Source organism: Amycolatopsis methanolica 239 (assembly GCF_000739085.1).
Lineage (GTDB): Bacteria > Actinomycetota > Actinomycetes > Mycobacteriales > Pseudonocardiaceae > Amycolatopsis_E > Amycolatopsis_E methanolica.
This window is the reverse complement of record NZ_CP009110.1, coordinates 7,176,430-7,198,572: the sequence shown is the minus strand read 5'-3', so window position 1 is coordinate 7,198,572 and position 22,143 is coordinate 7,176,430. Positions and strand designations below refer to the sequence as shown.

Sequence of the window (22,143 nt, the reverse complement as noted above, 5' to 3'; positions counted from 1 at the left end):
GTCAGACCTGACCCGTGTTCTTGATGACCTTCTCGGCGTCCTTGTGCGTGCCCTCGGTCGCGTCCGCGGCGTCCTTCACGGCCTTCGCCACGTCCTTCAGCGCCTGGCTGAGGCTCCCGAAGGCCTCGGTGCAGTTCTTCGCGGCCGGTTCGTAGTCCTTGGCGAACGCCTGGCCGGACTCGTCGTTGCCCCAGCAGGCGCCCTGCGCTTCGAGCGCGGCCTTGAGCGCCGCGCCGGCGGCCTTCAGGTCGTCACCCGCGGGCGGGAACTTCCCCGCGCCGGATCGGACGGTGTCCGGGTCCATCTCGTGGCCGGTACCGGCTCCGGTCATCGGTCACCCCGCGTCATCCAGGTGTCGGGCATTTCGTCGTCGTCGTGGGTGGGACGCCGGCGGCGCGCCGCCGGTTTCGGCGCAGGCGGAGAAATCGGCGCGTCCCGGCGCATGATCGTCTGCGACTCCGGGTCCTCGGCGGGCCGTGGCTCCGGTTCCGGCTCGGGTTCGAGGAAGTCCGGGATGTCCGGCATCAGGCCGGCCAGTGACGGCGCGCCCTCGATGAACTCGGACAGGTCGGGCAGGTCCGCGGTCAGCGGCCGGAACAACTCGGCCTGCTGCTGCTTGACCTGCAGCATCCCGCGGCGCACCAGGTCGCTGATCGTGCGCGCGAGCGCCTCCGGCCGGGTGCGGTCGAACGTCGTCGGCGCGAGCTTGAGGTCGGCGAGCGTCCCCTGTGCGTCGATGGTGACCTTGACCAGGCCGTCCGGCGAGGACAGTTCCGCGGTGAGGGCGGACGCGGCCTGCTGCGCCTCCCGCAGCTGCGCCGTCTGCTGGTGGAACTTGTCCATCAACTGGTCGACGGTCTCACGCATGGCCGCGTTGCGGGCTTCCTTCTGCGCGCGGTCGTCCCCCGGGGTGCTCACGCGGGCCACTCTAGTGGGCCGTCTTCCGCCGGTCGGCGTAATCGGGAAAATTCCGTCACTCGGTGCGGGCGCGTCGCGCGATCACCAGGTATCCGGCCGCGCCGAGCAGGTACAGCGCGGTGGCGACGAGCAGCAGCGGCACCGACCGCCCGGTCAACGGCACGATCGTCGCGGCGAGCGAGACCGCGATCACCTGTGTGATGTTGAACAGGGTGTCGTACAGCGAGAACACCCGGCCGCGGGACTCGTCGCGCACGTCGTGCTGGATCGAGGAGTCCACGCACAGCTTCACGACCTGGCCTGCGGCGGTGATGACGAACGACGCGACCAGCACGGTCGGCAGCTGCATCGGCAGGCCGAGCCCGGCCTGGGCGACCGCGGCGACCACCAGCGCGCCGGGGATCGCGCGGCGGCGGCCGAGCCTGCGCACCAGCCGCGGGGTGAGGAAACCGGCGAACAGGATCCCGGCGCCCGCCATCGCGGCGAGCTGCCCCAACCCGGGCAGCCCGGCCTTGAGCAGCCCGTGATCGGTGAAGGTGAACCGCAGCAGCAGCACCGTGATCAGCAGCGAGATGCCGTAGGACGCGCGGTGCGCGAGCAGCGCGACGAACCCGGCGACGACACTGGGCGCACCGAGCGCGGCCTTGGCCCCGTCGACGAGACCGCGGGCCACGGCGAGCACCGCGTCGCTCGGCTCGTCGACCGTGTCCGGACCGAGCGCGCCGCGGGCGAACCGGCGCGCGATCGCGGCGGAGGCGAGCGTGCCGAGCACCGCGACGGCCGTGGTCCAGCCGGAACCGGTGTTCCCGGCGCCGATCAGCGACCGCAACCCGATGGCGACGCCGCCGCCGAGCACCGCGACCAGCGAGCCGAGCGTGGTCGCGACCGCGTTGGCCGTCACCAGGGTGCCCGGTGGCACGACGTGCGGCAGCGACGCGGACAGACCGGACCCGACGAACCGGGAGATGCCCTCGACGATCAGCGCGAGCACGAACAGTTCCAGGCCGGCGAACCCGAGCCCGACCGAGACCGCGGTCGCGACGATCGCCGTGCCGCGCAGCAGGTTGGCCACGATCAGCACCCGCCGCCGGTCCCAGCGGTCCAGCAGCGCGCCGGCGAACGGCCCGATGAACGAGTACGGCAGCAGCAGGACGGCGAACCCGCCCGCGATGGTCAGCGGGTCGGCGCCGCGCTCGGGGTTGAACAGCATCGCCCCGGCCAGCCCGGCGCGGAACATGCCGTCGGAGAACTGGGCGGCGAAGCGGGTGAACAGCAGCGTGCGGAAGCCCGCCATCGCGAAGAACGCGCGCGGTGACACCTTCTCGACGGACTGTGCACTCACTGTCACGGCTCACCAGCTTACGGTGCCGGGGCGCCGGAAGGAGGGGGAGATTTCGAGGGCCGGCGCACTTGGTCGCCTCTCGGCGGCATTGCGCAGTGTGGCTCCTGCCGAACGGTATTCCACAAAGGCTTTTCTTCAGTGAGCCCGGGGGACACGGAGTGCGCCGGCCACCCTGTTCAACGGGTGGGGGCCGCGCCTTGTTCCCGGCCGTGCGGCCCGGTTTTGCGGGAATGGGATCATGGGGGCGTGCCAGCGGACGCCGAGGTTGAACCGGGATCGCTCCTGGTCGCCGCTCCTACGATGTTCGACCCCAACTTCCGCCGCACGGTGGTGTTCATCATCGACCACCGGGAGGAGGGAACGCTCGGGGTCGTCCTCAACCGCCCGAGCGACGTGCCGGTCGACGACGTGCTGCCCAGCTGGGGACGGCACGTGGTGGAGCCCCAGTCGGTGTTCGTCGGCGGCCCGGTGGAGAAGAAGACCGCGTTGTGCCTGGCCGCGCTGCGCGCCGGGGAGACCGCATCGGGTGTGCCGGGGCTGATCGGCGTGCGCGGCCCGGTGGCGCTGGTCGATCTGGACGCCGATCCGGACGCGCTGGTGCCGAAGGTGCGCGGCCTGCGGGTCTTCGCGGGTTACGCGGGCTGGGACTCCGGCCAGCTGGACGGCGAGATCGACCGCGGTGACTGGCTCATCGTCCCAGCGCTGCCCAGCGACGTGCTGGCCACGCCGGAGCGGGACCTCTGGGGCCAAGTTCTGCGTCGCCAGGGTGTGCCGACGGCCTTGCTGGCCACGCACCCGGGCGACTTGCAGCGAAATTAAGCGCGCTGCACAGCGCAGCCACCGCAAGCGCAACCGGAGCAGCCGGCCGGCGCGGCGGGAGCGGGCGGCGGCACGGCGGCCGCGGCCCGGTTGCCCAGCACGCCACCACCGGCGACCAGGGCGAACATGCCGACCAGGCCGATCGCGGTCGCGGTCAGGGCACCCGCCGTGCCGGGCATGAGCAGGCCGGCGATCCCGGCCACGATCCCGACCACCCCGGCGACCATCGTGGGCAGCCCGGCGACCCGGTTCGCGACGCGGAACGCCTCGTCGGAGCGCAGGGTGGCGGCCGTGCGCACACCGGCGCCGCGGTCGCGCGGGAGTTTCTCCCGCCAGCCGAGCAGGCCTCCCCAGCCCACGACGACACCCAGTACGAGCGGAACCAGCGCGACTACGAACACGTCAACGAGGATAAGCGTGATGTTGGCGCTACCCGCTGGATACCCACATGCGCTGTGCTGCACGCCATGCTGAAGCGACTCTCGGTCGGCGCCCTCGCCGGCTCTCTGCTCTTGACCGTCGCTCCCGCCGCACAGGCCGCTCCCACGCCCGTGCGTTTCCTGGGGGAACAAATCATCTCGCACGCACTGCCCGTCGGCGACTACACGATCGGGGAGTTGTCGAGCATCGACTACGACCCGCGCACCGGCGAGTACGTCTTCATCGCCGACGACACCTCCGAGGCGCCCGCCCGGTTCTTCACGGCGAAGGTCCCGGTGTCCGCCAACGGGCTCGGCCCGGTCACCTTCACCGGCGCGCAGCTGTTCCGGCAGCCCGACGGCGGCACTTACCCGGAGGACTCGGTCGATCCCGAGGAGATGCGGGTCGACCCGTGGACCGGCGCCTACTTCTGGAGCCAGGAGGGCTTCCGGTCGGACACCGCGCTGATCGACCCGTCGGTGCAGGTGGCCCGGCGTGACGGCGGTTATGTGCGCACCCTGCCCACGCCGGACAACGAGCGGATGCGCCCGGACTCCGGCCCGCGCCGCAACCTCGTGCTGGAAGGCCTCACCTTCGCCGCCGCGGGTACGCTCGTCGTCAGCTCGGTGGAGGGCCCGCTGCTGCAGGACGGCCCGGTCGCGACGCCCGAGCGGGGCGCGCTGTCCCGGATCACGGTCCAGGCCCGCACCGGTCCGGTCCTCGCGCAGTACGCCTACCCGCAGGAGCCGGTCTTCGCCGACTCGAACCCGCCCGGCGGCGCCACCGACACCGGCGTCTCGTCGATCCTCGCCGCCGATCCGCTCGACCCGGCGCGCTTCCTCGTGATGGAGCGCTCCTACGTGTCCGGCGTCGGCAACAAGGTGCGGATCTACGAGATCAACACGGCCGGCGCCACGAACGTCCTGCACACCGCGTCGCTGGACGGCGCGAAGGTGCGGCCGGTGCGGAAGAAGCTGCTCCTCGACCTGGCCGACTACCCGCTGTCCAAGGTCGACAACCTGGAGGGCATGACCTGGGGGCCGCGTCTGCCGAGCGGCGAGCGGACACTGCTGCTGGTCAGCGACGACAACCTGTCGACCCGCCAGATCACGCAGGTCATCGCATTCGCGGTGCGCTGAGAGCCGGGCAGGCCGGGCCGCTTACCATGGTTGGGTGAGTGAAGCAATCGAGGAAACGCCCGGCCACCGGTACAACGCCGAGCTGGCCGGTCGGGTCGAGCTGCGCTGGCAGAACTACTGGGCCGATCACGGCACCTTCCACGCACCGAACCCGGCCGGCTCGCTGGCGACCGACTCCAGCGTTCCCTCGGACAAGCTCTTCGTGCAGGACATGTTCCCCTACCCGTCGGGGGCCGGTCTGCACGTCGGGCACCCGCTGGGCTTCATCGCGACGGACGTCTACGCCCGCTACCACCGGATGATCGGGCGTAACGTCCTGCACACCATGGGCTTCGACGCGTTCGGCCTGCCCGCGGAGCAGTACGCGGTGCAGACGGGGCAGCACCCGCGCACGACGACCGAGCAGAACATGGAGACCTACCTGCGGCAGATCCGCAGGCTGGGCCTGGGCCACGACGAGCGCCGCCGGATCGCGACGATCGACCCGGATTACTACAAGTGGACGCAGTGGATCTTCCTGAAGATCTACAACTCCTGGTACGACGAGAAGCTGGGCAAGGCCCGCCCGATCGTCGAGCTGGAGGCCGAGTACGCGCAGGACAAGCGCCGCACGCCCGACGGCCGCGGCTGGTGCGAGCTGACCCGCGCCGAGCAGCTGAAGATCCTGGACGAGCACCGGCTGGCCTACATCTCCGAGGCGCCGGTGAACTGGTGCCCCGGCCTCGGCACGGTGCTGTCCAACGAGGAGGTCACGCCGGACGGCCGTAGCGAGCGCGGCAACTTCCCGGTGTTCCGCCGCAACCTGCGTCAGTGGATGATGCGCATCACCGCCTACGCCGACCGCCTGGTCGACGACCTGGACCGGCTGGAGTGGCCGGAGAAGGTCAAGTCGATGCAGCGCAACTGGATCGGCCGCTCGCACGGCGCGCGCGTCACCTTCGCCGCGGGCGAGCACAAGATCGAGGTCTTCACCACCCGCCCGGACACGCTGTTCGGCGCCACGTACATGGTGCTGGCGCCCGAGCACCCGCTGGTCGACGAGCTGACCACGACGGAATGGCCGTCCGATGTGGACGAGCGGTGGACGGGTGGGGCCGCCACCCCGGCCGAGGCCGTCGCCGCCTACCGGCGCGCCGCGTCCCGCAAGTCCGAACTGGACCGCCAGGAGAGCAAGGACAAGACGGGCGTCTTCGTCGGCTCGTATGCGGTGAACCCGGTCAACGGCAAGGAGATCCCGGTCTTCATCGCCGACTACGTGCTGATGGGCTACGGCACCGGCGCGATCATGGCGGTGCCGGCGCAGGACCAGCGCGACTGGGACTTCGCGGAGAAGTTCGGCCTGGAGATCGTGCGCACGGTCCAGCCGAGCGAGGGCTTCGACGGCAAGGCGTTCACCGGCGACGGGGTCGCGATCAACAGTGGCTTCCTGGACGGGATGAACGTCGACGACGCCAAGAAGACGATCATCCAGTGGCTGGAGGAGAACGGCCACGGCGCCGGCACGGTGCAGTACAAGCTGCGCGACTGGCTGTTCTCGCGGCAGCGGTACTGGGGCGAGCCGTTCCCCATCGTGTACGACGAGGACGGCCAGGCGCACGCGATCCCGGAGCACCTGCTGCCGGTCGAGCTGCCTGAGGTGGACGACTACTCGCCGCGCACCTTCGACCCGGAGGACGCCGACAGCGAGCCGTCGCCGCCGCTGTCCCGCGCGACCGACTGGGTCGAGGTCGAGCTGGACCTCGGCGACGGCAAGAAGACCTACCGCCGCGACACCAACACGATGCCGAACTGGGCCGGTTCCTGCTGGTACCAGCTGCGCTACATCGACCCGGACAACGCGGAGCGGTTCGTCGACGCGGGCAACGAGAAGTACTGGATGGGCCCGCGCCCGGCCGAGCACGGCGTGAACGACCCGGGCGGTGTCGACCTGTACGTCGGCGGCGTCGAGCACGCGGTGCTGCACCTGCTGTACTCGCGGTTCTGGCAGAAGGTGCTGTTCGACCTGGGGTACGTCAGCGCTGAGGAGCCGTACCGGCGGCTGTTCAACCAGGGCTACATCCAGGCCTACGCCTACACCGACGAGCGCGGCTTCTACGTCCCGGCCGACGAGGTCGAGGAGAAGGACGGCAAGTTCTTCCACCAGGGCAAGGAAGTCAAGCAAGAGTACGGGAAGATGGGCAAGAGCCTGAAGAACGTGGTCACGCCCGACCAGATGGCGGCGGACTACGGGGCCGACACCTTCCGGTTCTACGAGATGTCGATGGGCCCGCTGGCCGACTCCCGGCCGTGGGCGACCAAGGACGTCGTCGGCGCCCACCGGTTCCTGCAGCGCGTGTGGCGGCTGGTGGTCTCCGAGCAGACCGGTGAGCTGCGCGTGTCCGGCGCGGAGGCGACGGACGAGGACCGCCGGATCCTGCACCGGACCATCGCCGGGGTCCGCGACGACTACTCGGGCCTGCGCTTCAACACCGCCGGCGCGAAGCTGATCGAGTACAACAACCACCTGACCAAGGTCTACGGCGCCGCCGAGGCGACGCCGCGCGAGCTGGTCGAGCCGCTGGTGCTGATGCTGGCGCCGCTGTGCCCGCACATCGCCGAGGAGCTGTGGCACCGGCTGGGCCACGAGGACTCGCTGGTGCACGGCCCGTTCCCCGTCGCGGACGAGAAGTTCCTGGTCGAGGACACGGTGGAGTACCCGATCCAGGTCAACGGCAAGGTCCGCGCCCGGATCCAGGTGCCCGCCGACGCGGCGAAGGACGCCGTAGAGGCCGCCGCGCTGGCCGACGAGAAGATCGTGGCGCTGCTGAACGGCGGCACGCCGCGCAAGGTCATCGTCGTGCCAGGCCGCCTGGTGAACGTGGTCCTCTAGGGGGTGTCGAGGCCGATCTCGCGCGCGAGGTCGGCCAGCAGCGCGTCGAACACGGCGTCCGGCTTGGACATCGGGATCGGGTAGTTGCCGAACACCTCCAGCGTCACGTGCCCGTAGAGGCGCGCCCAGAACTGGATCATCACGTACGTGGTGCCCAGGTCGAGCTTGTCGGGCGGGAAGTCGACGCCGGATTCGCGCAGCACCGCCAGCAGGTCGTCCTGGAACGCGGCCAGGTCGTCGTGCAGTTCGACGGGCACCGCTTCGGCGGGCGGGATCTCCAGCTGGAAGTTGGCCAGCAGGTGCCCGGCCGCGGTGAGGAAGATCCGGCCGAACGGCTCGTTGGCCCGGTTCAGGGTCGCCACGCTGCCCGCGGCCGAGCCGACCTCGCCGGTCGGCGACGCGAACACGAGCGTGAACTCCTTGGTGTGGGTGAGCGCCCAGCGGCGGAAGCCGCGGCAGATCGCGAAGAGCTGGACCGCGCCGTCGTCGGGCAGCCCGGAGAGTTCTTCGGTGAGTTCGGCGGCCAGGTCGGCGACGACGTCGAGGCGGAGGTGCTCGACGAGGTCGTCGCGTGAGCCGTAGTACCGGTAGAGGGCGGGTGCGGTGATGCCGAGCTCGCGGGCGATGGCCCGCAACGTCACGGCTTCCGGTCCGTGCTCGACGAGGAGCTTGCGCGCGGTGCGGCGGATGTCCTGATCGGTCGCCGCGCGCTCGCGACCCCGTCGGGTCGGCTTGTCCATCCCGGCATTCTAGAAGGTGAGCGCGGCATTTCCGACGGAATCGGGCGCCGCCGGTACCGATCGCTCGGGGGGCTACGCGATCGGTACCAGCGACCCGATGCCCGGCTTCCGGTGGCGCAACCGGTGCCGGACGCCATGTGAGAGCCCGCGTGAACCCTGGCGGGACGGCCCGATGTCGAGATTGCCCCGATCGGGTGAACGTCGCGAACGCTCACTCTAGTGTCGCACCATCAGCCGCAGAAGTTACAAGAATCTTCACGTTTGCATTCCGAAGAGTGCCCGGACGGGCTACCCGGCGGTCGGGTCGCGCGGCCCGCCCAGGCCGACGGCTGCGGAAGCCGCGGGTTCGTGGAACGCTGGTCGGGAACGGATCCGGAGAGGGTATGGTCTAGACCATGTCGGAAACGAGGCTGTCCGGGGTGCCGGTGAGCCCGGGTCGCGCGAGCGGTCCGGTCGTCGCCGTGGCCGAACCCGCCGGCGCGCCCGAGAGCGGGCCCGCGCCGTCCGATCCGCAGGCCGAGGCCGCGCGGATCGCCCCCGCCGCGCGCGTGGTCGCCGAGCGGCTGGAAGCGCTTGCGGGCCAGGCGTCCGGCGACGCCGCGACGATCCTGCTGACCAGCGCGGCGATGGCGGGCGACCCGGCGCTGATCAGCGAGGCGGAACGGTTGGTGGCCGCGGAAGGCAGGCCTGCCGAGCGGGCGGTCTACGAGGCGGCGAACGGCTTCGCGAAAGCGCTTGCAGCAGCCGGTGGGTACATGGCCGAGCGGGTCCGCGACATCGAGGACATCCGGGACCGCGTGATCGCGGAGCTGCGGGGTGTGGCGCCGCCGGGCGTGCCGGACCTGGCGGGCCCGAGCGTGCTCGTCGCGCGGGACCTGGCGCCTGCCGACACGGCGGGCCTCGACCCGGCGCGGGTGCTCGCGTTGGTGACCGAAGAGGGCGGGCCGACCAGTCACACCGCGATCCTGGCCCGGTCGCTGGGCATCCCGGCGGTGGTGGCGGTGCGCGGGGTCCTCGCGCTGGAGGCGGACGCGCTGCTGGTGGACGGCGACACCGGCGTGGTGGAGGTCGTCGCGGCGGACGCCCCGGTGGTCGCCGCGACGCGCGAGGGCGCGTCGGAGTGGAACGGCATCGGGGCGACGGCGGACGACCACCGGGTCAAGGTGCTCGGCAACGTCGGCTCACCCGCGGACGCCCGCGCCGCCGCGGACGCGGGCGCGGAGGGCGTCGGCCTGTTCCGCACGGAGTTCTGCTACCTGGATGCCCCGGCCGAGCCGCCGGTCGGCGAGCAGCGTGCCGCGTACGCCGCGGTGCTGGCGCCGTTCGCGGGCAAGCCGGTGATCGTGCGGACGCTCGACGCGGGCGCCGACAAGCCGCTGGCCTTCCTGTCCCCGGCGGCGGAACCGAACCCGGCGCTCGGCGTGCGGGGCCTGCGCGTGGCGTTCGACCGGCCGGACGTGCTGGACCGGCAACTGGAGGCGATCGCGGGCGCGGCCGCGGATTCGGGCGCCGAGGTGTCGGTGATGGCGCCGATGGTGGCGACGGCCGAGGAGGCGGCGTGGTTCGCGGAACGCGTGCGGGCGGCCGGGATCGCGCGGGCCGGGGTGATGATCGAGGTGCCCGCGGCGGCATTGGCGGCCGAGGAGATCCTGGCGGCGGTCGACTTCGTCTCGGTCGGCACGAACGACCTGGCGCAGTACACGTTCGCCGCGGACCGGCAGCTGGGCGCGGTGGCGGGCCTGAACGACCCGTGGCAGCCCGCGCTGCTGCGGCTGATCGCGATGATCGGCGCGGCCGCGAAGGCGAGCGGCAAACCGGCGGGCGTGTGCGGTGAGGCGGCCGCGGACCCGCTGCTGGCCCGCGTGCTCACCGGCCTGGGCATGACGAGCCTGTCGATGAACGCGAGCGCGATCCGCGCCGTGGGAGCCGGCCTGGCCACAGCTACGCTGGCGGACTGCGAGGCAGCGGCTCGGGCGGCGCTCAAGGCCGCGACACCGGCCCAGGCCCGGGCCGCTGCAAGGGGCTGACCCGCACACCGCTGGTGGGGCAGTGCTGCTGGCGATGTGCTGCTCGCGGGGTGCTGCTGGCGCCAACGGTTGCCCGCGCGCCAGGTCCCGCGTCACACCGACCCGCAGCGCCTTGGGCGCCCGGGAATGACCGCCCGCAGCTGACGGCGCCCACGGACCGTGGTGCCCCGCCCGAGGGTGCGCCGCCCTCGGGCGGTCTGCCGTTTCGGCGGATTTGCCGGCCCTCCAGAGCTGACCGCCGGGCGGCGGCACCCTCCGGCGCGAGTGCGCCACCGAGGAGGGCGGCGGCGCGACCGCCCTCAGCCGCGCCGGTGCCGCCCGCTCTCCGACCCCCCGACGCCATCGCGCCTCCGGCGCGCTCTCCGGCGCGCCGCCCCCGACCGCCGCTACAGGCCGAAGATCCCCCGCCGCGGGTGGCGGATCACCAGCGAGCCCCCGTGCAACCGTCCGGCGAACACCAGCCGCGGGTTGCCCGGCCGGCCATCCGAACCCGTCTTGTCCTGCAGCGAGCCGTACTTGATCTCGGTGATCGCGTTCAGGTCGACCGCCGCGTGCTCCGGGATGATCACCTCGACCGAGCCCCACTTGCAGTCCAGCTCGACGCGCACCACCGGGCTGCTCACCTGCGCCTCGCTGAAGTCGAGCTTCGTCGAGCCGTACCGGTTGCGCACCACGACCTCCGGCGGCACCAGCCAGCGGCCGTTGCGCACCAGCGCCGAGTACTTCGCGTTCAGCTCGAGCCGCTGGTCCGGCGAGTACGACACCGGCGGCGCGGCCGGGTAGACGTCGGGGTGCACCAGCCCGGGCAGGTCCGCGAGCACCGCGTTCAGCTCGCCCCGAGTGCGCGCCGCGAGCGCCGTGTCGGTGCGCTCGGTGAACTCGTCCAGGTCGATCATGCCGCGGCCGATCGCCTTCTGCAGCACCTCGACGACGTGCTCGCGCTCCGCGTCCGACACCCGCAGGTCGCGCGGGCTCATCGGCTTGGTCCCGGTCTCCTCGCCCATGCCACCACGCTACGGCCGCGGACCCCGAGCCGAGATCCGGGAAAATCCCTAGTCTTTGTCCAGCCCGTGCTCGATCGCGTAGCGCGCGAGCTCCACGCGGTTGTGCAGTTGCAGCTTCCGCAGCGTCGACTGCACGTGGTTCTCCACCGTTCGGTGCGACAACACGAGCCGCTCGGCGATCTGCCGCGCCGTGAGGCCCTTCGCGACCAGCCGCAGCACGTCGGTCTCCCGTTCGGTCAGCCGCGGCGGAGCCACCCCGCCCGCCGGCGCGTCCGCCATCCGCCGGTACTCGCCCAGCACCAGTCCGGCCAGCCCGGGCGTGAACACCGGATCGCCCTCTGCCGTCCGGCGCACCGCCCCGACCAGTTCCCGCACCGACGCCGACTTCACCAGGTACCCGGACGCCCCGGCCTTGACCGCCTCCAGCACGTCGCTGTGCTCACCGCTGGCCGACAGCACCAGCACCCGGGTGTCCGGCAGCGACGTGGTGATCTCGCGCGTCGCGTCCACCCCGGAGGTGCTGCCCAGGTTCATGTCCATCAGCACCACGTCCGGCCGGACCGCGGCCGCGATGCGCACCGCGGCGGTGGCGTCCGGCGCGGTCGCCCGCACGTCGAAGCCGTTCTCGGTCAGGTCGCGCGCCACGCCGTCGCGCCAGATCGGGTGGTCGTCGACGACCATCACGCTGATCATTTCCTCGGCACCCGGATCTCCCATTCGGTCCCCTGCCCTGGCGCGGTCTCCAGGGAGATCGTGCCACCGAGTTCCGCCACCCGTCCCCGCATCGAGCGAACAACGCCCAGCCGGCCCTCACCCGCCGCATCCGCGAGCCGTCCCTCGGGGATGCCCGGGCCGTCGTCCCGCACGGTCACCACGACTTCGCGGCCGACGTCCTCCAGCAGCACCCACGCCTTGGCCGCCGGACCGGCGTGCTTGTCGACGTTGGACAGCGCCTCGCGGACGACGGCCACCAGCTCCGCGGTCGTCCGCGACGGCAGGTTCACCTCACCGGCCGGAGCGGAGACCTGCACCTTCGACGACCCCAGCAACTGCAGCGCGGCACGCAGGTCGGTCTCGCCGGTGCTGTGCCGCGTCGGCGCGGTGGTGACCAGCGCCCGCAGCGCGATCTCCTGCTCACCGGCCAGTTCGGCGAGCTCGGCCGCCTCCCCGCCCAGTTCGGCGCCGCGCCGCCGGACGCGCGCCAGCACCTGCAGCACGCTGTCGTGGATGTCGCGCGCCAGCCGTTCCCGCTCGGCGTTCGCGACCTCGGTGCGCAGCGCCTCGGCGAGCACCGCCGCCGACTTGCGGGCGGTCGTCGCGCTCATCCCGATCAGCAGCCCGCTCGCGACCAGCAGCACACCGTCGCGCGCCACGTCGAGCGTGAACCCCTGTCGCGCGATCCCCGTCGCGGCCGCGACCACGAGTCCCGCGGCCACCCCACCGACCCCGCCGAAGCGGGTGCCGGCGGCGACCGGCGCGCCGGCCACCCACACGGTCGTGATCAGCGGCGCCACGGCCGCGTTCTGCGCGTCGGTCAGGATCCACGGCGAGGTCAGCATCAGCGCGCAGGTGACCACGACGTCGGCGAGGACGAACCAGCGCCAGCGCCACCGCAGCGCCTCGCGCGCGTAGACCAGCGCGGTCGCGATCGTCCACAACGCCATCGCGCCGAGCACGGTCCAGGCCAGCCACGGGCGCTGGTAGCCGTCGCTGTGCACGATCACGGCACCCAGTGCGAACAGCAGCGTCAGCACGCGCAGGCCGATCGTGCCCCACCACAGCGGGGTGGCCGGTTCGCGCGCCGTCGGGCCGAACCGGCGGCTCACGACTTGCCCGGTTCGCCGGGCTCCTCGTCCGCCTCCGCGGGTTCGGCGTTGGGCACGGCTTCGATGTAGTGCAGGACGTCGACCTCGGCCGGGTCCGGATCGGTTTCGTGCAGCAGCGAGCGCACCCCGGCGTTGATGATCGACATCAGCGGCACCGCGAGCAACGCGCCCGGGATGCCGTAGATGACGAGGCCTGCGGCGATCCCGAGCACCACGGCCAGCGGGTGCAGCTTCACGGCACGGCCGAGCAGCAGCGGCTGCAGGATGTGGCTCTCCAGCTGCATCACCGCGATCAGGATCGCCAGCACGATCAGCGCGGTGACGAAGCCCTTGGTGACCAGCGCGACGAGTACGGCGACCGCACCGGTGATCACCGCGCCGAAGATCGGGATGAACGCGCCGAGGAACACCAGCGTGGACAGCGGGATCGCGAGCGGGACGCCGAGGATCGCCAGGCCGATCCCGACGCCGACGGCGTCCACGACCGCGACCGCGGCCGTGGCGCGGACGAACGCGACGAGCGAGGCGAAGCCGCGCCGCCCCGCGACGTCCACCCGCTGCCGGACCTGGCCCGGGACGCCCAGCATCAGCCAGCTCCAGATCTTTTCCCCACCTGCCAGGAAGAAGATCGTGACGAACAGCGTCAGCACGAACCCGGTGAGGATCTCGCCGACGGTGGTCGCCGTGGTGAGCGCGCTGTTGGTGAACGCCGCCTGGTTGTCCTGCAGGAACGCGATCGAGTTGTCGAGGAACTGCTGGATCTGCTCCTGCTTGAGGTGCAGGTCGTTGATCAGCCAGTCGCGGATCTGGTCGAGGCTGTTGTTGACCTGGCTGGTCAGCGCGGGCAGGCCGTTGGTGACGTTGATGACCACGAACGCGAGCAGCCCGCCGAGCACCGCGAGCCCGCCGATCAGCACGATCGCCGTCGCGAGCCCCCGGGGCACCCGGACCTGCACGAGCCGCGCCACCGCCGGGGCGAGCAGCGCGGCGAGCAGCAGCGCGATCGCCACCGGGATCACCACGACCGACAGGAAGGCGAGCAGTCGCAGGATGAGGTAGGCGGCCGCGGCCACCACGAGGAACCGCCAGCTGAACGCGGCGCTGACCCGGAGCCCGCGCGGGACGACCGAGTCGTCGCTGAGGAATCCGTACTTCGGGGGCTGCGGCTCACTCACGGATCCACCCTATCGAGCCGGACGAATACGGCAGCGCAACTCGCGCAAGCGGCGTCCCGCCCTGGTCGTCACACGATCAGGCGCAGTGCCGGCAGCCGGCCAGCGCAGGTTCCGCCGGTATGTCAACCTCGGTCAAGATCGACACTGCGTGATCGCGTTGAGCACCTAGCGCGATGAGGGGAGTGGAAACTTCTCCATGTCGCGACGGACCACGGCCGGGACCACCCCGGTGCGCGTGCTGCTCGGTATCGCCGGGGCGTTCGCGGTCACGCTGGTGTCCTGGCTGCTCGCCTCCTCGGCGTCAGCCGCCGAGGAGTGGCCGGATCCACTGGCCCCGTTGACCGACCTGGTCGGCACGGCGACCAAACCGGTGCACGAGGCCGTGCGGCAGGTGACCGAGGTGGTCGTGCCGCCGCTGCGGACCGACCGGATCGTCGCCGGGCTGACCGGCACCAAGCCGGTGTTCCGGGAACCGGTGCGCCCGCACGCGACCGGGACCACCAGCGCGACCCGGGCGAGCGTCCCGCCACCGGCCCCGCCTCGCCGAGCCGCCCCGGCGACGCCACCACCGAAGCCGCAACCGGTTCCGGTGCGGGTCACGCCGCTGGCGCCGCAGGCAGTCAAGGACGTGGTCGCGCCGGTCCGGCTCCCGGAACCGGCGCCGGACGCGGTGCCCGACCAGCCGCGGCCGGTGGAGCCGAGGCCGGACGTGCCGGAACCGGCGGCTCCGGTGCCGCCCGCGAACGGAGTCTGCACGGCTACAGCGCACCCCACGGACACGGCCGGCGCGTGCCCGCCACGTCCGGCGCCACCGCCGGTGTCGGCCGGAACCGCCGACCGCTTCCGTCCGGACTTCACTGAATTCATCCGGGCGGACCGCCCGCAGGTCTCCCCCGACTGATTACCGCGTAATTATCAGCGAGTTTTCCAACTGTTCCCCGATGTGCCCTTTTTTAGCCGCTCTGACCAGCAGTTGGGCGGCTGTTTGTGCTGCCCGGAAACGCTTTCTTCACACTTCTGGGTAGTCGATCTGGTGAATTCTTCCATTCGACGTTTAACGTCATTTGCGACGGGAGTGCGTGGAACTTCCGGCCGAATGAAGAGGAGTGCATTGACGATGTTCAGCAAATTCCGCAAGACGACGGCGGCGGCGGTGCTGGTGGGGGCCGGCCTGCTCGCGATGGGCGCCACCGGGGGGACGGCGTCGGCGGCGACCGGATCGGAACCGTCCGGCCTGACCTGCCCCGCGCAGGTGCCGTCGGGGCCGACCGGCAGCGACTACGTCAACGCGTGGAACCAGTCCGGGGCCTGCTTCGGCGCCGGCGCCGCGGGGCTCGTCAGCTCGGCGTGGGCGGGCGCGATCCCGTCGATCCTGCAGGGGGCGGCGGGGGCCACCGGCGTCCGGGACGACAGCGGACTGACCGCTCCGGTGGTCGTGCCGTCGCACCCGACGGGCGCGGACTACGTCAACGCCTGGAACGAGTCCGGTGCGCTCGCCGGCGGGGGCGCCGCCGGCCTCGTCAGCTCTGCCTGGGCGGGTGCGATCCCGTCCATCGTGCAGGGCGCCCTCGGATAGCGCTTTCACCCACAACCACAACACAAGGAGTGCACGTCATGCGCAAGACCCTGATCCGCGGCACCGCCGCTTTCGCTCTCGCCCTCGGCGCCTTCGCCTTCGCCGGAACGGCGTCGGCCGACGAGCTGACCGCTCCGGTGGTCGTGCCGTCATATCCGACGGGCGCGGACTACGTCAACGCCTGGAACGAGTCCGGTGCGCTGGCCGGTGCGGGTGCCGCCGGCCTCGTCAGCTCTGCCTGGGCGGGTGCGATCCCGTCCATCGTGCAGGGCGCGCTGGGCTGATTTTCCCTTGGTGCGCCCAGGATCCCTCGCATCCTGGGCGCACCAGGGTGTGGTCACCTCCAGTGAGGCCCGACCACACCCAGTGTTCTTCACACGATCGTGCGATCAAGTCGTGTCGAAGGTGCGAGGGCCGCCCGGGGTTTGGTTATCTCGACAGCGCAAGCGGTTACCGCATCAATGCGAATACGTTTCGGACACGATCCGGCGGGGACACCGCGATCAACTTTTTCGACAGGAGAACGGTGTTGCAGGCGAACGCGGCCATGGGACGGGGTACGGCATCCGCCGTGCGCTGGCTCGTCCGCGCCCTGCTCGTGATCGCCGGTGCCGCACTCGGCACGGCGGCCGCCTGGCTGATCGGCGACGCCACCGCCTCCGCCACCCAGATCGCCCCCGCTCCCGCCGACACGCGCACGAGCGGTGACGAGCCGACCCCGGTCACCGACCGCGTGGTCACCGCGACCGACGACCTCACCTGGGGCGCGTCCGACCTGGTCGGCAACGCCACGGCGACCGTGCTGAAGTACGGCATGGCCGGCGGTCCGGTCGACCCCGCCCGCGGCGACGAGGCCGCGGCGGACCTGCGCCAGACGATCCACTCGTTCACGCGCGATGCGGTGCTGCACCCGGTCGAGCGCACCCTCGGCACGGCCGAGCACATCAGCCGCAAGCCGCAGGACGCGCCGCAGGTGATCGGACAGGCACTGACCCCGCCGCCCGCGGTCAAGGACTTCGGCCACAAGGTGTGGAACGTCCTGCACCCGACGGGCGCAAGCCTGAGCAAGCTGCCGAGCCTGGACGGCTCGGGCGACGACGGTCAGCCGGCCGCGCTTCCCGCGGCCGAGGTCCTGCCCGCTCCCGCCGCCGACGCCGTGATGGGCCCGGTCGCCAACGCGCTTTCGGGCAGCACGCACGGCCAGTCGGCCAAGGACGGTCAGCACGACCGCGCCGCGGACCGTACCGAGGGCGAGCACGGAGACCAGTTCCCGCACTCGCCGCTGCGCGGACCGCTCGCGCCCGCGGGTGTTCCGTTCTCCCCCGGTGGCGCTGTCACCGGGGGTCACATCGACGGCCTGCTGTTCGGCGTTCCCGCCGGCGGCCCGGCCGTGCGTGGTGTGGACGACCGCAGCGCCGTCCGCATCGTTTCCCGGCACACGCCGGTTCAGCCGGGCGAGCAGCCCGGTGTCACTCCTGACTGATTTCCGCGCGGGGTAGCTCGAAGCGCCGCCCTGTTCGCCGTGCCCCTTCTTCGGGCCGGTGTCGCGCGCGCAGCCAGAGCACCCCGCTTTTCAGCCCTCGCGGGCGCACTCACCCGTGCCCGCGAACCCCGGTGCTCCGTGAGCGCACCGACCCTCAAGCCCCGCAAGGGAACCCGAAGAAAAGGAGAAACCCACGATGCAGACCTGGGCAAAGCGCGGAATCCAAACCGCGCTGGTCACGGGTGGCTTGCTGATGCTGGGTACCGGCATCGCATCTGCCGACGAGAACGTCAACCCGGACAGTCCGGCCGGTCCGCTGGACGTCAACCTGAGCGTGCCGGTCGACATCCAGGACAACGCCCTGGGCACCCTGGGCAAGCAGATCAACCTGCCTGAGGTCCACAAGGAGATCAGCACCAAGCCGATCACCGACGCCGCCAACAAGGCCGCCGCCCCGGTCACCAAGACCGGCGCCCTCAAGCCCGCCGCCCCGGCGACGGGCGCCGCCAACGGCGTGATCGCCAAGGCCACCGACGCCGCCACCGGTGCGGCGCAGCGCGTGGGCCAGGCCACGAACCCGGGTGCGCAGCGCGCCACGGTCGCGCAGGACGCCGCTCCCTCCGTGCAGGACAACGGGGACCCGTTCCACGGCAACAAGGTCTCGCTGAACGCCGCGCTGCCGATCCTGATCAGCGGCAACGCGCTCGGTGTGCTGGGTGACGCGGCCGTCGAGTCGGACGCCACGCAGACCTACGAGCACAACTCGGACGTCAACACCGACGGTTCGCACGGCGGCCTCGCCGGCAACGTCGTCGCGCTGGACTGGGCCCTGCCCGTCCAGATCTCGGGCAACGCGCTCGGCCTCGTCGGCAGCGGCCACACCTCGGGCAGCGCGACCCAGGAGACGTCGACCACCGGTGACATCGTCACCGACGGCACCAACGGCGGCCTGTCCGGCAACGTCATCGCCCCGCAGGGCGCGACCCCGCTGCAGGTTTCGGGCAACGCGCTGGGCTGGTTCCTCGGCCACGCCGAGACCGACTTCGAAGGCTCCAGCGAGGCGGAGTCCGGCGGCTCGATCGAGACGCACGGCTCGAAGGGCGCGGGCACCGGCAACGTCGCGGGCGTCCCGGTGGCCCTGCCCGCCAAGGTGTCCGGCAACGCCATCTCCTGGGGTGGCGACGCCGACGTCCCGGCCGGCTCGTACGACGCCGAGGCCGAGGCCGGCGACACCGCCGACGGCCCGCGTGGCCCGAGCTACATCCAGACCGACGGTGACGACTCGTTCCTGGCGGGCAACGTCGCGCAGCCGCAGCCCGCGGTGCCGGCGACCGTCGCGGGCAACGCCGCGGCCTGGATCGGCAACTCGCTCGTCGGCGGCGGCGCGGACCGCCAGGCCGGTGGCGTTGACCTCGGCAGCGAGGCCACCTCGGGCGGGACCACCAGCACCAGCGGTGAGAACGCGGCCGGCTCCGGCAACATCGCCGACGCGCCCGTCGCCCTGCCCGTCGAGGCGTTCTGCGTCGGCGGCACCTGGATCGGCAACGCGCACGCCAACGGCTGCGACAACGAGACCGAGGCGCAGGCCGGTTCGGACACCTTCACCTCCGGCAACGGCAGCTTCCTCGGCGGCAACAGCGTTTCGGCCCCGCCGGCGGGCACCGTCGAGGTGTTCGGCGTGGGCGGCTCGTGGATCGGCAACGCCTCGGGCAGCGCGACCGAGACGAAGGACGTCAAGGCCGGTGGCTACACCGGGACGCTGGGCAACGACTCGGCGGGCTCCGGCAACGCCGTGCAGGTCCCGGTGGCCGTGCCCGCCGAGATCTTCGGCGTGGGCGGCTCGTGGATCGGTCAGGGGGCCGGCGAGGCTTCCGAGACCAAGACCGTGACCTCCGGTGGCGACGGCAACACCCAGGACGACAACGCCGCGGCCTCCGCGAACCTGGTCCAGGTTCCGGTGTCGGCCCCGGTTCAGGTGTTCGGCATCGGTGGCGCGTGGATCGGCCAGGGCGCCGGTGCGGCCACCACCGACACCACCTCGACCGCGGGTGGCGACGGCAAGGCGTCCGGCAAGGAAGGCTTCGCGGCAGGCAACCTCGCCGCGGTTCCGGTTTCGCTGCCCGCCCAGGTGCACGGCCTCGGCGCCGCGTGGATCGGCAACGGCTTCGGCGAGTCGGAGAACGTCACCGACTCGACCGCGGGCGGCGACCTGAACACCACCGGCGAGGGCGGCTCCATCGCGGGCAACATCGTCGAGGCGCCGGTCGGCGCCGTGGCCACCGTCTTCGGTGACGCCGCGGTGTGGGGCGGCGTGGTCAAGGGCGACGCGTCCAACGACGTCGTCTCGACCGCGGGCGGCGACGCCACGACCAACGGTGACGGCGGCTCGATCGCCGGCGACGTGATCGCGGCGCAGGCGCTGCCGGTGGCCCAGGTGTTCGGCAACGCCGCGAGCCTGGTCGGCGTCGCGCACGCGGCCGGCGTCAACAGCACCGAGGCCAACTCGGGTGGTGACATCACCACCTCGGGCGAGGGCGGCGCGCTGTCCGGCGACATCTTCGACGTCCCGGCCGCGGCCGTGGCGCAGGTGTTCGGCAACGCGGTGTCCGTCGGCGGGGTCGCGCACGCGATCGCCGACAACACCACCACCGGGACCGTCGGCGGCACGGACACCACGTCCGGCCCGACGAAGGCCCTGTCCGGGATCAGCAAGCAGGTGCCGCTGGGTGTCGTCGCCCAGGTCTACGACATCCCGCTGGGCCTGATCGCGGTCACCAGCACGACGGTCAGCAACGCGACGGACATCTCGGTCGCCGGCCAGGAGCCGCAGATCGACCTGCCGATCACGATGCCGGAGATGGGCGCCACCGCCCTGCCGACGCTGCCGGCGCTGCCGGCCCGCTCGGAGCGCTCCGCGCTGCCGCAGGTCAACACGCTGCCGGTCGAGCTGCCTGCGGGCGTCGAGGGTGTCCTGCCCGCCGGTGACCTCCCGGCCATCGCGCAGCTGGACTCCAACCCGACCGCCGTCTTCCAGCAGGTCAACGACCTGGTCAGCGGTAAGGGGATCAACATCAAGGGCTGATGCCCTGACGAAGTGAAAACGGGCCCGGTGGTGCTTCCGGGCCCGTTTTCCTTTTCTCAACCGATCTGCACGGACCGTTTCGCGAGGCCGTACCAGTAGCCGTCGATGACCGTTTCCGGCCTGGCGTCCTCGGAACCGGCGCCGAGGCTGACGAACAACGGCGCGAAGTGCTCGATGCGCGGGTGCGCGAGCGTCGCGGCGGGCGCCTTGTGGCGGAAGTCGAGGAGCGCGTCGATGTCGTTGGCGCGCAACGTTTCCGCGCCCCACTGGTCGAACTCGGTGGACCACTGCGGCGGGTTGCCGTCCACGCCGACGCCCATCGCGGAGAGGTTGTGCGTGAAGAACCCGCTGCCGATGATCAGCACGCCCTCGTCCCGCAGCGGCTTCAGCTTGCGGCCCAGCTCGAACAGCTTGTGTGGGTCCAGCGTCGGCATGGACATCTGCAGCACCGGCACGTCCGCGTCCGGGTACATCTCGACGAGCGGCACGTAGGCGCCGTGGTCGAGGCCGCGGTCGGGGGCCTCGTGCACCTCGGTGCCCGGGCCGGACAGGAGTTTCCGCACCTTCGCGGCCAGCTCGGGCGCGCCGGGGGCCGGGTAGGTCACGGTGTAGTAGTGCTCGGGGAAGCCCCAGAAGTCGTAGACCAGCGGAACCGTGGTGGTCGCGCCGACGGTCACCGGCGCCTCCTCCCAGTGCGCCGAGACGACGAGGATCGCCTTGGGCTTGGGCAGGTTCGCCGACCAGTCGGCCAGCTGACGGGTCCACCGGGCGTCATCGGCGAGCGGCGGCGCGCCATGGCTCAGGTAGAGCACGGGAGTCGCACTCATCGCAGCCTCCATGTTTGAAAGTTCAACTACTACGGTACCCGACGCCCCGGGGGCGCGCAGTATTCCCGCGCGCGGAACCGGTACAGAGTGGCCGTACCCCGACGGCGCGCGCCTATCCTGAGCCATGGTGGTCAACGTGGCGATCTACCTGGTCGTGTGTGCCACGCCGCCGGTGCTGTTCTGGCTCGCGAGCAAGGCGCCCGCGGTGGCCGCCGCCCTCCGTCGCCGCCGCGAACCGGGACCGGTCGGCCTGCCGATCGAACGCCTCGCGGCGGACCTGCGCCGGGTCCACCGCTGCCTCGCGGACCTCGCCCCGGACGCGCCGATCGTCCGCCGCCGCGCGACCCACCAGGCCTACGACGCGCTGCTGGTCCAGGCGTGCGCGGCGCTCGGCCTGCGGCACTGGCTGGACGAGCTGCCCGAAGGCGTGGAACGCGACATCGAGCGGCTGCGGGTGGAGGAGGCGTTGCGCCGGGCCGGGTTAGTGGTTCCCTGACATCCGGGCCAGGTGCCGCCCGGTCTTCGACCCCGCCTGACGGGCCAGCTCCGCGGGCGGTCCCTGGAACAGCACCCGCCCGCCGTGCCGTCCCGCGCCGGGACCCAGGTCGACCACCCAGTCCGTCCTGGCGATCACGTCGAGGTTGTGCTCGATGACGACGACGGTCGAGCCGGCCGCCACCAGCCGGTCGAACAGCTCGACCAGGCCGGCGACGTCGGAGGGGTGCAGGCCGGTGGTGGGTTCGTCGAAGACGTAGGTCCGGCCGGGACGGGACAGCTCGACGGCGAGCTTCAGGGAGCTTCGTGCAGTCCAGCGCGAACTTCCCGCTCAGCAGGCACCGCGGGGTCGTCCGGTTCGACGCGCCGGTCTCGCCGCGACGGGAGGGTGAGGCCGCGAG

The 22,143-nt window shown here is 71.9% G+C and carries 21 protein-coding genes; 10 read left to right on the top strand and 11 right to left on the bottom strand.

The window, feature by feature from the left end; translation table 11 throughout:
* Position 1: 1 nt before the first annotated feature.
* From AMETH_RS35250 to AMETH_RS35240, 3 genes are read right to left on the bottom strand one after another with little or no spacing between them, the layout of a single operon-like run.
* The gene (locus AMETH_RS35250; protein ID WP_017985918.1) at positions 2-331 is read right to left on the bottom strand and encodes a WXG100 family type VII secretion target; all 330 of its coding nucleotides are present in this window, start codon (positions 329-331) and stop codon (positions 2-4) included.
* Positions 328-918 (bottom strand): YbaB/EbfC family nucleoid-associated protein, encoded by a 591-nt coding sequence (locus AMETH_RS35245; protein WP_017985917.1) that lies wholly within the window; start codon positions 916-918, stop codon positions 328-330. The genes AMETH_RS35250 and AMETH_RS35245 overlap by 4 nt, the downstream gene beginning before the upstream one ends.
* Positions 919-973: 55 nt before the next feature.
* Entirely contained in the window at positions 974-2,212 is a 1,239-nt protein-coding gene (locus AMETH_RS35240; RefSeq protein WP_038533739.1) for an MFS transporter, read from the bottom strand.
* Between the two features lie 294 nt (positions 2,213-2,506).
* Between AMETH_RS35240 and AMETH_RS35235 the strand changes: the two genes are divergently transcribed.
* Complete coding sequence (locus tag AMETH_RS35235; protein ID WP_026153647.1) at positions 2,507-3,079, top strand: YqgE/AlgH family protein; 573 nt, start codon at positions 2,507-2,509, stop codon at positions 3,077-3,079.
* On the opposite strand, the gene AMETH_RS35230 is transcribed toward AMETH_RS35235, so the two are convergent.
* Complete coding sequence (locus AMETH_RS35230) at positions 3,076-3,480, bottom strand: SdpI family protein (RefSeq protein ID WP_017985914.1); 405 nt, start codon at positions 3,478-3,480, stop codon at positions 3,076-3,078. The genes AMETH_RS35235 and AMETH_RS35230 overlap by 4 nt on opposite strands.
* Before the next feature lie 66 nt (positions 3,481-3,546).
* Here AMETH_RS35230 and AMETH_RS35225 point away from each other — a divergent pair, with 66 nt between their 5' ends.
* Both AMETH_RS35225 and leuS read left to right on the top strand, forming a co-directional pair.
* Positions 3,547-4,638, top strand: coding sequence for an esterase-like activity of phytase family protein (locus AMETH_RS35225; RefSeq protein WP_026153646.1), 1,092 nt, complete (start codon positions 3,547-3,549; stop codon positions 4,636-4,638).
* Positions 4,639-4,672: 34 nt separating this feature from the next.
* Positions 4,673-7,507, top strand: a complete 2,835-nt coding sequence (gene leuS / locus AMETH_RS35220; RefSeq protein ID WP_017985912.1) for a leucine--tRNA ligase — start codon at positions 4,673-4,675, stop codon at positions 7,505-7,507.
* Here leuS and AMETH_RS35215 read toward each other — a convergent pair.
* Positions 7,504-8,247, bottom strand: coding sequence for a TetR/AcrR family transcriptional regulator (locus tag AMETH_RS35215; protein WP_017985911.1), 744 nt, complete (start codon positions 8,245-8,247; stop codon positions 7,504-7,506). The genes leuS and AMETH_RS35215 overlap by 4 nt on opposite strands.
* A 395-nt stretch (positions 8,248-8,642) precedes the next feature.
* On the opposite strand from AMETH_RS35215, the gene ptsP reads away from it, so the two are divergent.
* Complete coding sequence (gene ptsP / locus AMETH_RS35210; RefSeq protein WP_017985910.1) at positions 8,643-10,274, top strand: phosphoenolpyruvate--protein phosphotransferase; 1,632 nt, start codon at positions 8,643-8,645, stop codon at positions 10,272-10,274.
* Positions 10,275-10,660: 386 nt separating this feature from the next.
* On the opposite strand, the gene AMETH_RS35205 is transcribed toward ptsP, so the two are convergent.
* The 4 genes from AMETH_RS35205 to AMETH_RS35190 are packed head-to-tail and all read right to left on the bottom strand — an operon-like array spanning position 10,661 to position 14,279.
* Positions 10,661-11,278: a DUF1707 SHOCT-like domain-containing protein gene (locus AMETH_RS35205; protein ID WP_017985909.1), complete on the bottom strand. Its 618-nt coding sequence runs from the start codon at positions 11,276-11,278 to the stop codon at positions 10,661-10,663.
* 48 nt (positions 11,279-11,326) lie between these two features.
* Positions 11,327-11,971, bottom strand: a complete 645-nt coding sequence (locus tag AMETH_RS35200; protein WP_017985908.1) for a response regulator — start codon at positions 11,969-11,971, stop codon at positions 11,327-11,329.
* Positions 11,968-13,104 (bottom strand): MacS family sensor histidine kinase, encoded by a 1,137-nt coding sequence (macS, locus tag AMETH_RS35195; protein ID WP_017985907.1) that lies wholly within the window; start codon positions 13,102-13,104, stop codon positions 11,968-11,970. The genes AMETH_RS35200 and macS overlap by 4 nt, the downstream gene beginning before the upstream one ends.
* Positions 13,101-14,279, bottom strand: a complete 1,179-nt coding sequence (locus AMETH_RS35190; RefSeq protein WP_017985906.1) for an AI-2E family transporter — start codon at positions 14,277-14,279, stop codon at positions 13,101-13,103. The genes macS and AMETH_RS35190 overlap by 4 nt, the downstream gene beginning before the upstream one ends.
* Positions 14,280-14,475: 196 nt before the next feature.
* On the opposite strand from AMETH_RS35190, the gene AMETH_RS35185 reads away from it, so the two are divergent.
* The 5 genes from AMETH_RS35185 to AMETH_RS35165 all read left to right on the top strand — a co-directional run bounded on the left by AMETH_RS35185 (position 14,476) and on the right by AMETH_RS35165 (position 20,420).
* Entirely contained in the window at positions 14,476-15,180 is a 705-nt protein-coding gene (locus AMETH_RS35185; RefSeq protein ID WP_017985905.1) for a hypothetical protein, read from the top strand.
* A gap of 216 nt (positions 15,181-15,396) precedes the next feature.
* Positions 15,397-15,855, top strand: a complete 459-nt coding sequence (locus AMETH_RS35180) for a hypothetical protein (RefSeq protein WP_017985904.1) — start codon at positions 15,397-15,399, stop codon at positions 15,853-15,855.
* A 38-nt stretch (positions 15,856-15,893) separates the two neighbouring features.
* The gene (locus AMETH_RS35175; protein WP_017985903.1) at positions 15,894-16,139 is read left to right on the top strand and encodes a hypothetical protein; all 246 of its coding nucleotides are present in this window, start codon (positions 15,894-15,896) and stop codon (positions 16,137-16,139) included.
* Between the two features lie 287 nt (positions 16,140-16,426).
* A complete protein-coding gene (locus AMETH_RS35170; RefSeq protein WP_156131769.1) occupies positions 16,427-17,338 on the top strand; it encodes a hypothetical protein in 912 nt (303 codons plus the stop codon).
* A 196-nt stretch (positions 17,339-17,534) separates the two neighbouring features.
* Positions 17,535-20,420: a beta strand repeat-containing protein gene (locus AMETH_RS35165; RefSeq protein ID WP_017985901.1), complete on the top strand. Its 2,886-nt coding sequence runs from the start codon at positions 17,535-17,537 to the stop codon at positions 20,418-20,420.
* 56 nt (positions 20,421-20,476) lie between these two features.
* Here the strand turns inward: AMETH_RS35165 and AMETH_RS35160 are convergent, their stop codons facing one another.
* Entirely contained in the window at positions 20,477-21,247 is a 771-nt protein-coding gene (locus AMETH_RS35160; protein ID WP_026153644.1) for a dioxygenase family protein, read from the bottom strand.
* Between the two features lie 124 nt (positions 21,248-21,371).
* Here AMETH_RS35160 and AMETH_RS35155 point away from each other — a divergent pair, with 124 nt between their 5' ends.
* The gene (locus tag AMETH_RS35155) at positions 21,372-21,743 is read left to right on the top strand and encodes a hypothetical protein (RefSeq protein WP_017985899.1); all 372 of its coding nucleotides are present in this window, start codon (positions 21,372-21,374) and stop codon (positions 21,741-21,743) included.
* Here the strand turns inward: AMETH_RS35155 and AMETH_RS39495 are convergent.
* Positions 21,729-21,926 carry a hypothetical protein gene (locus tag AMETH_RS39495; protein WP_017985898.1) on the bottom strand — a complete coding sequence of 66 codons (198 nt, stop codon included), beginning with the start codon at positions 21,924-21,926 and terminating at the stop codon, positions 21,729-21,731. The two genes, AMETH_RS35155 and AMETH_RS39495, sit on opposite strands and share 15 nt — an antisense overlap.
* Positions 21,927-22,143: the final 217 nt, after the last annotated feature.

Bases quoted from the DNA above. Each gene is read 5' to 3' on its own strand.
- AMETH_RS35250 (WP_017985918.1), bottom strand. From the start codon at position 331: ATGACCGGAGCCGGTACCGGCCACGAGATGGACCCGGACACCGTCCGA.
- AMETH_RS35240 (WP_038533739.1), bottom strand. From the start codon at position 2,212: ATGGCGGGCTTCCGCACGCTGCTGTTCACCCGCTTCGCCGCCCAGTTC.
- AMETH_RS35225 (WP_026153646.1), top strand. From the start codon at position 3,547: ATGCTGAAGCGACTCTCGGTCGGCGCCCTCGCCGGCTCTCTGCTCTTG.
- AMETH_RS35215 (WP_017985911.1), bottom strand. From the start codon at position 8,247: ATGGACAAGCCGACCCGACGGGGTCGCGAGCGCGCGGCGACCGATCAG.
- ptsP (WP_017985910.1), top strand. From the start codon at position 8,643: ATGTCGGAAACGAGGCTGTCCGGGGTGCCGGTGAGCCCGGGTCGCGCG.
- AMETH_RS35205 (WP_017985909.1), bottom strand. From the start codon at position 11,278: ATGGGCGAGGAGACCGGGACCAAGCCGATGAGCCCGCGCGACCTGCGG.
- AMETH_RS35200 (WP_017985908.1), bottom strand. From the start codon at position 11,971: ATGATCAGCGTGATGGTCGTCGACGACCACCCGATCTGGCGCGACGGC.
- AMETH_RS35185 (WP_017985905.1), top strand. From the start codon at position 14,476: ATGTCGCGACGGACCACGGCCGGGACCACCCCGGTGCGCGTGCTGCTC.
- AMETH_RS35180 (WP_017985904.1), top strand. From the start codon at position 15,397: ATGTTCAGCAAATTCCGCAAGACGACGGCGGCGGCGGTGCTGGTGGGG.
- AMETH_RS35175 (WP_017985903.1), top strand. From the start codon at position 15,894: ATGCGCAAGACCCTGATCCGCGGCACCGCCGCTTTCGCTCTCGCCCTC.
- AMETH_RS35165 (WP_017985901.1), top strand. From the start codon at position 17,535: ATGCAGACCTGGGCAAAGCGCGGAATCCAAACCGCGCTGGTCACGGGT.
- AMETH_RS35160 (WP_026153644.1), bottom strand. From the start codon at position 21,247: ATGAGTGCGACTCCCGTGCTCTACCTGAGCCATGGCGCGCCGCCGCTC.
- AMETH_RS35155 (WP_017985899.1), top strand. From the start codon at position 21,372: ATGGTGGTCAACGTGGCGATCTACCTGGTCGTGTGTGCCACGCCGCCG.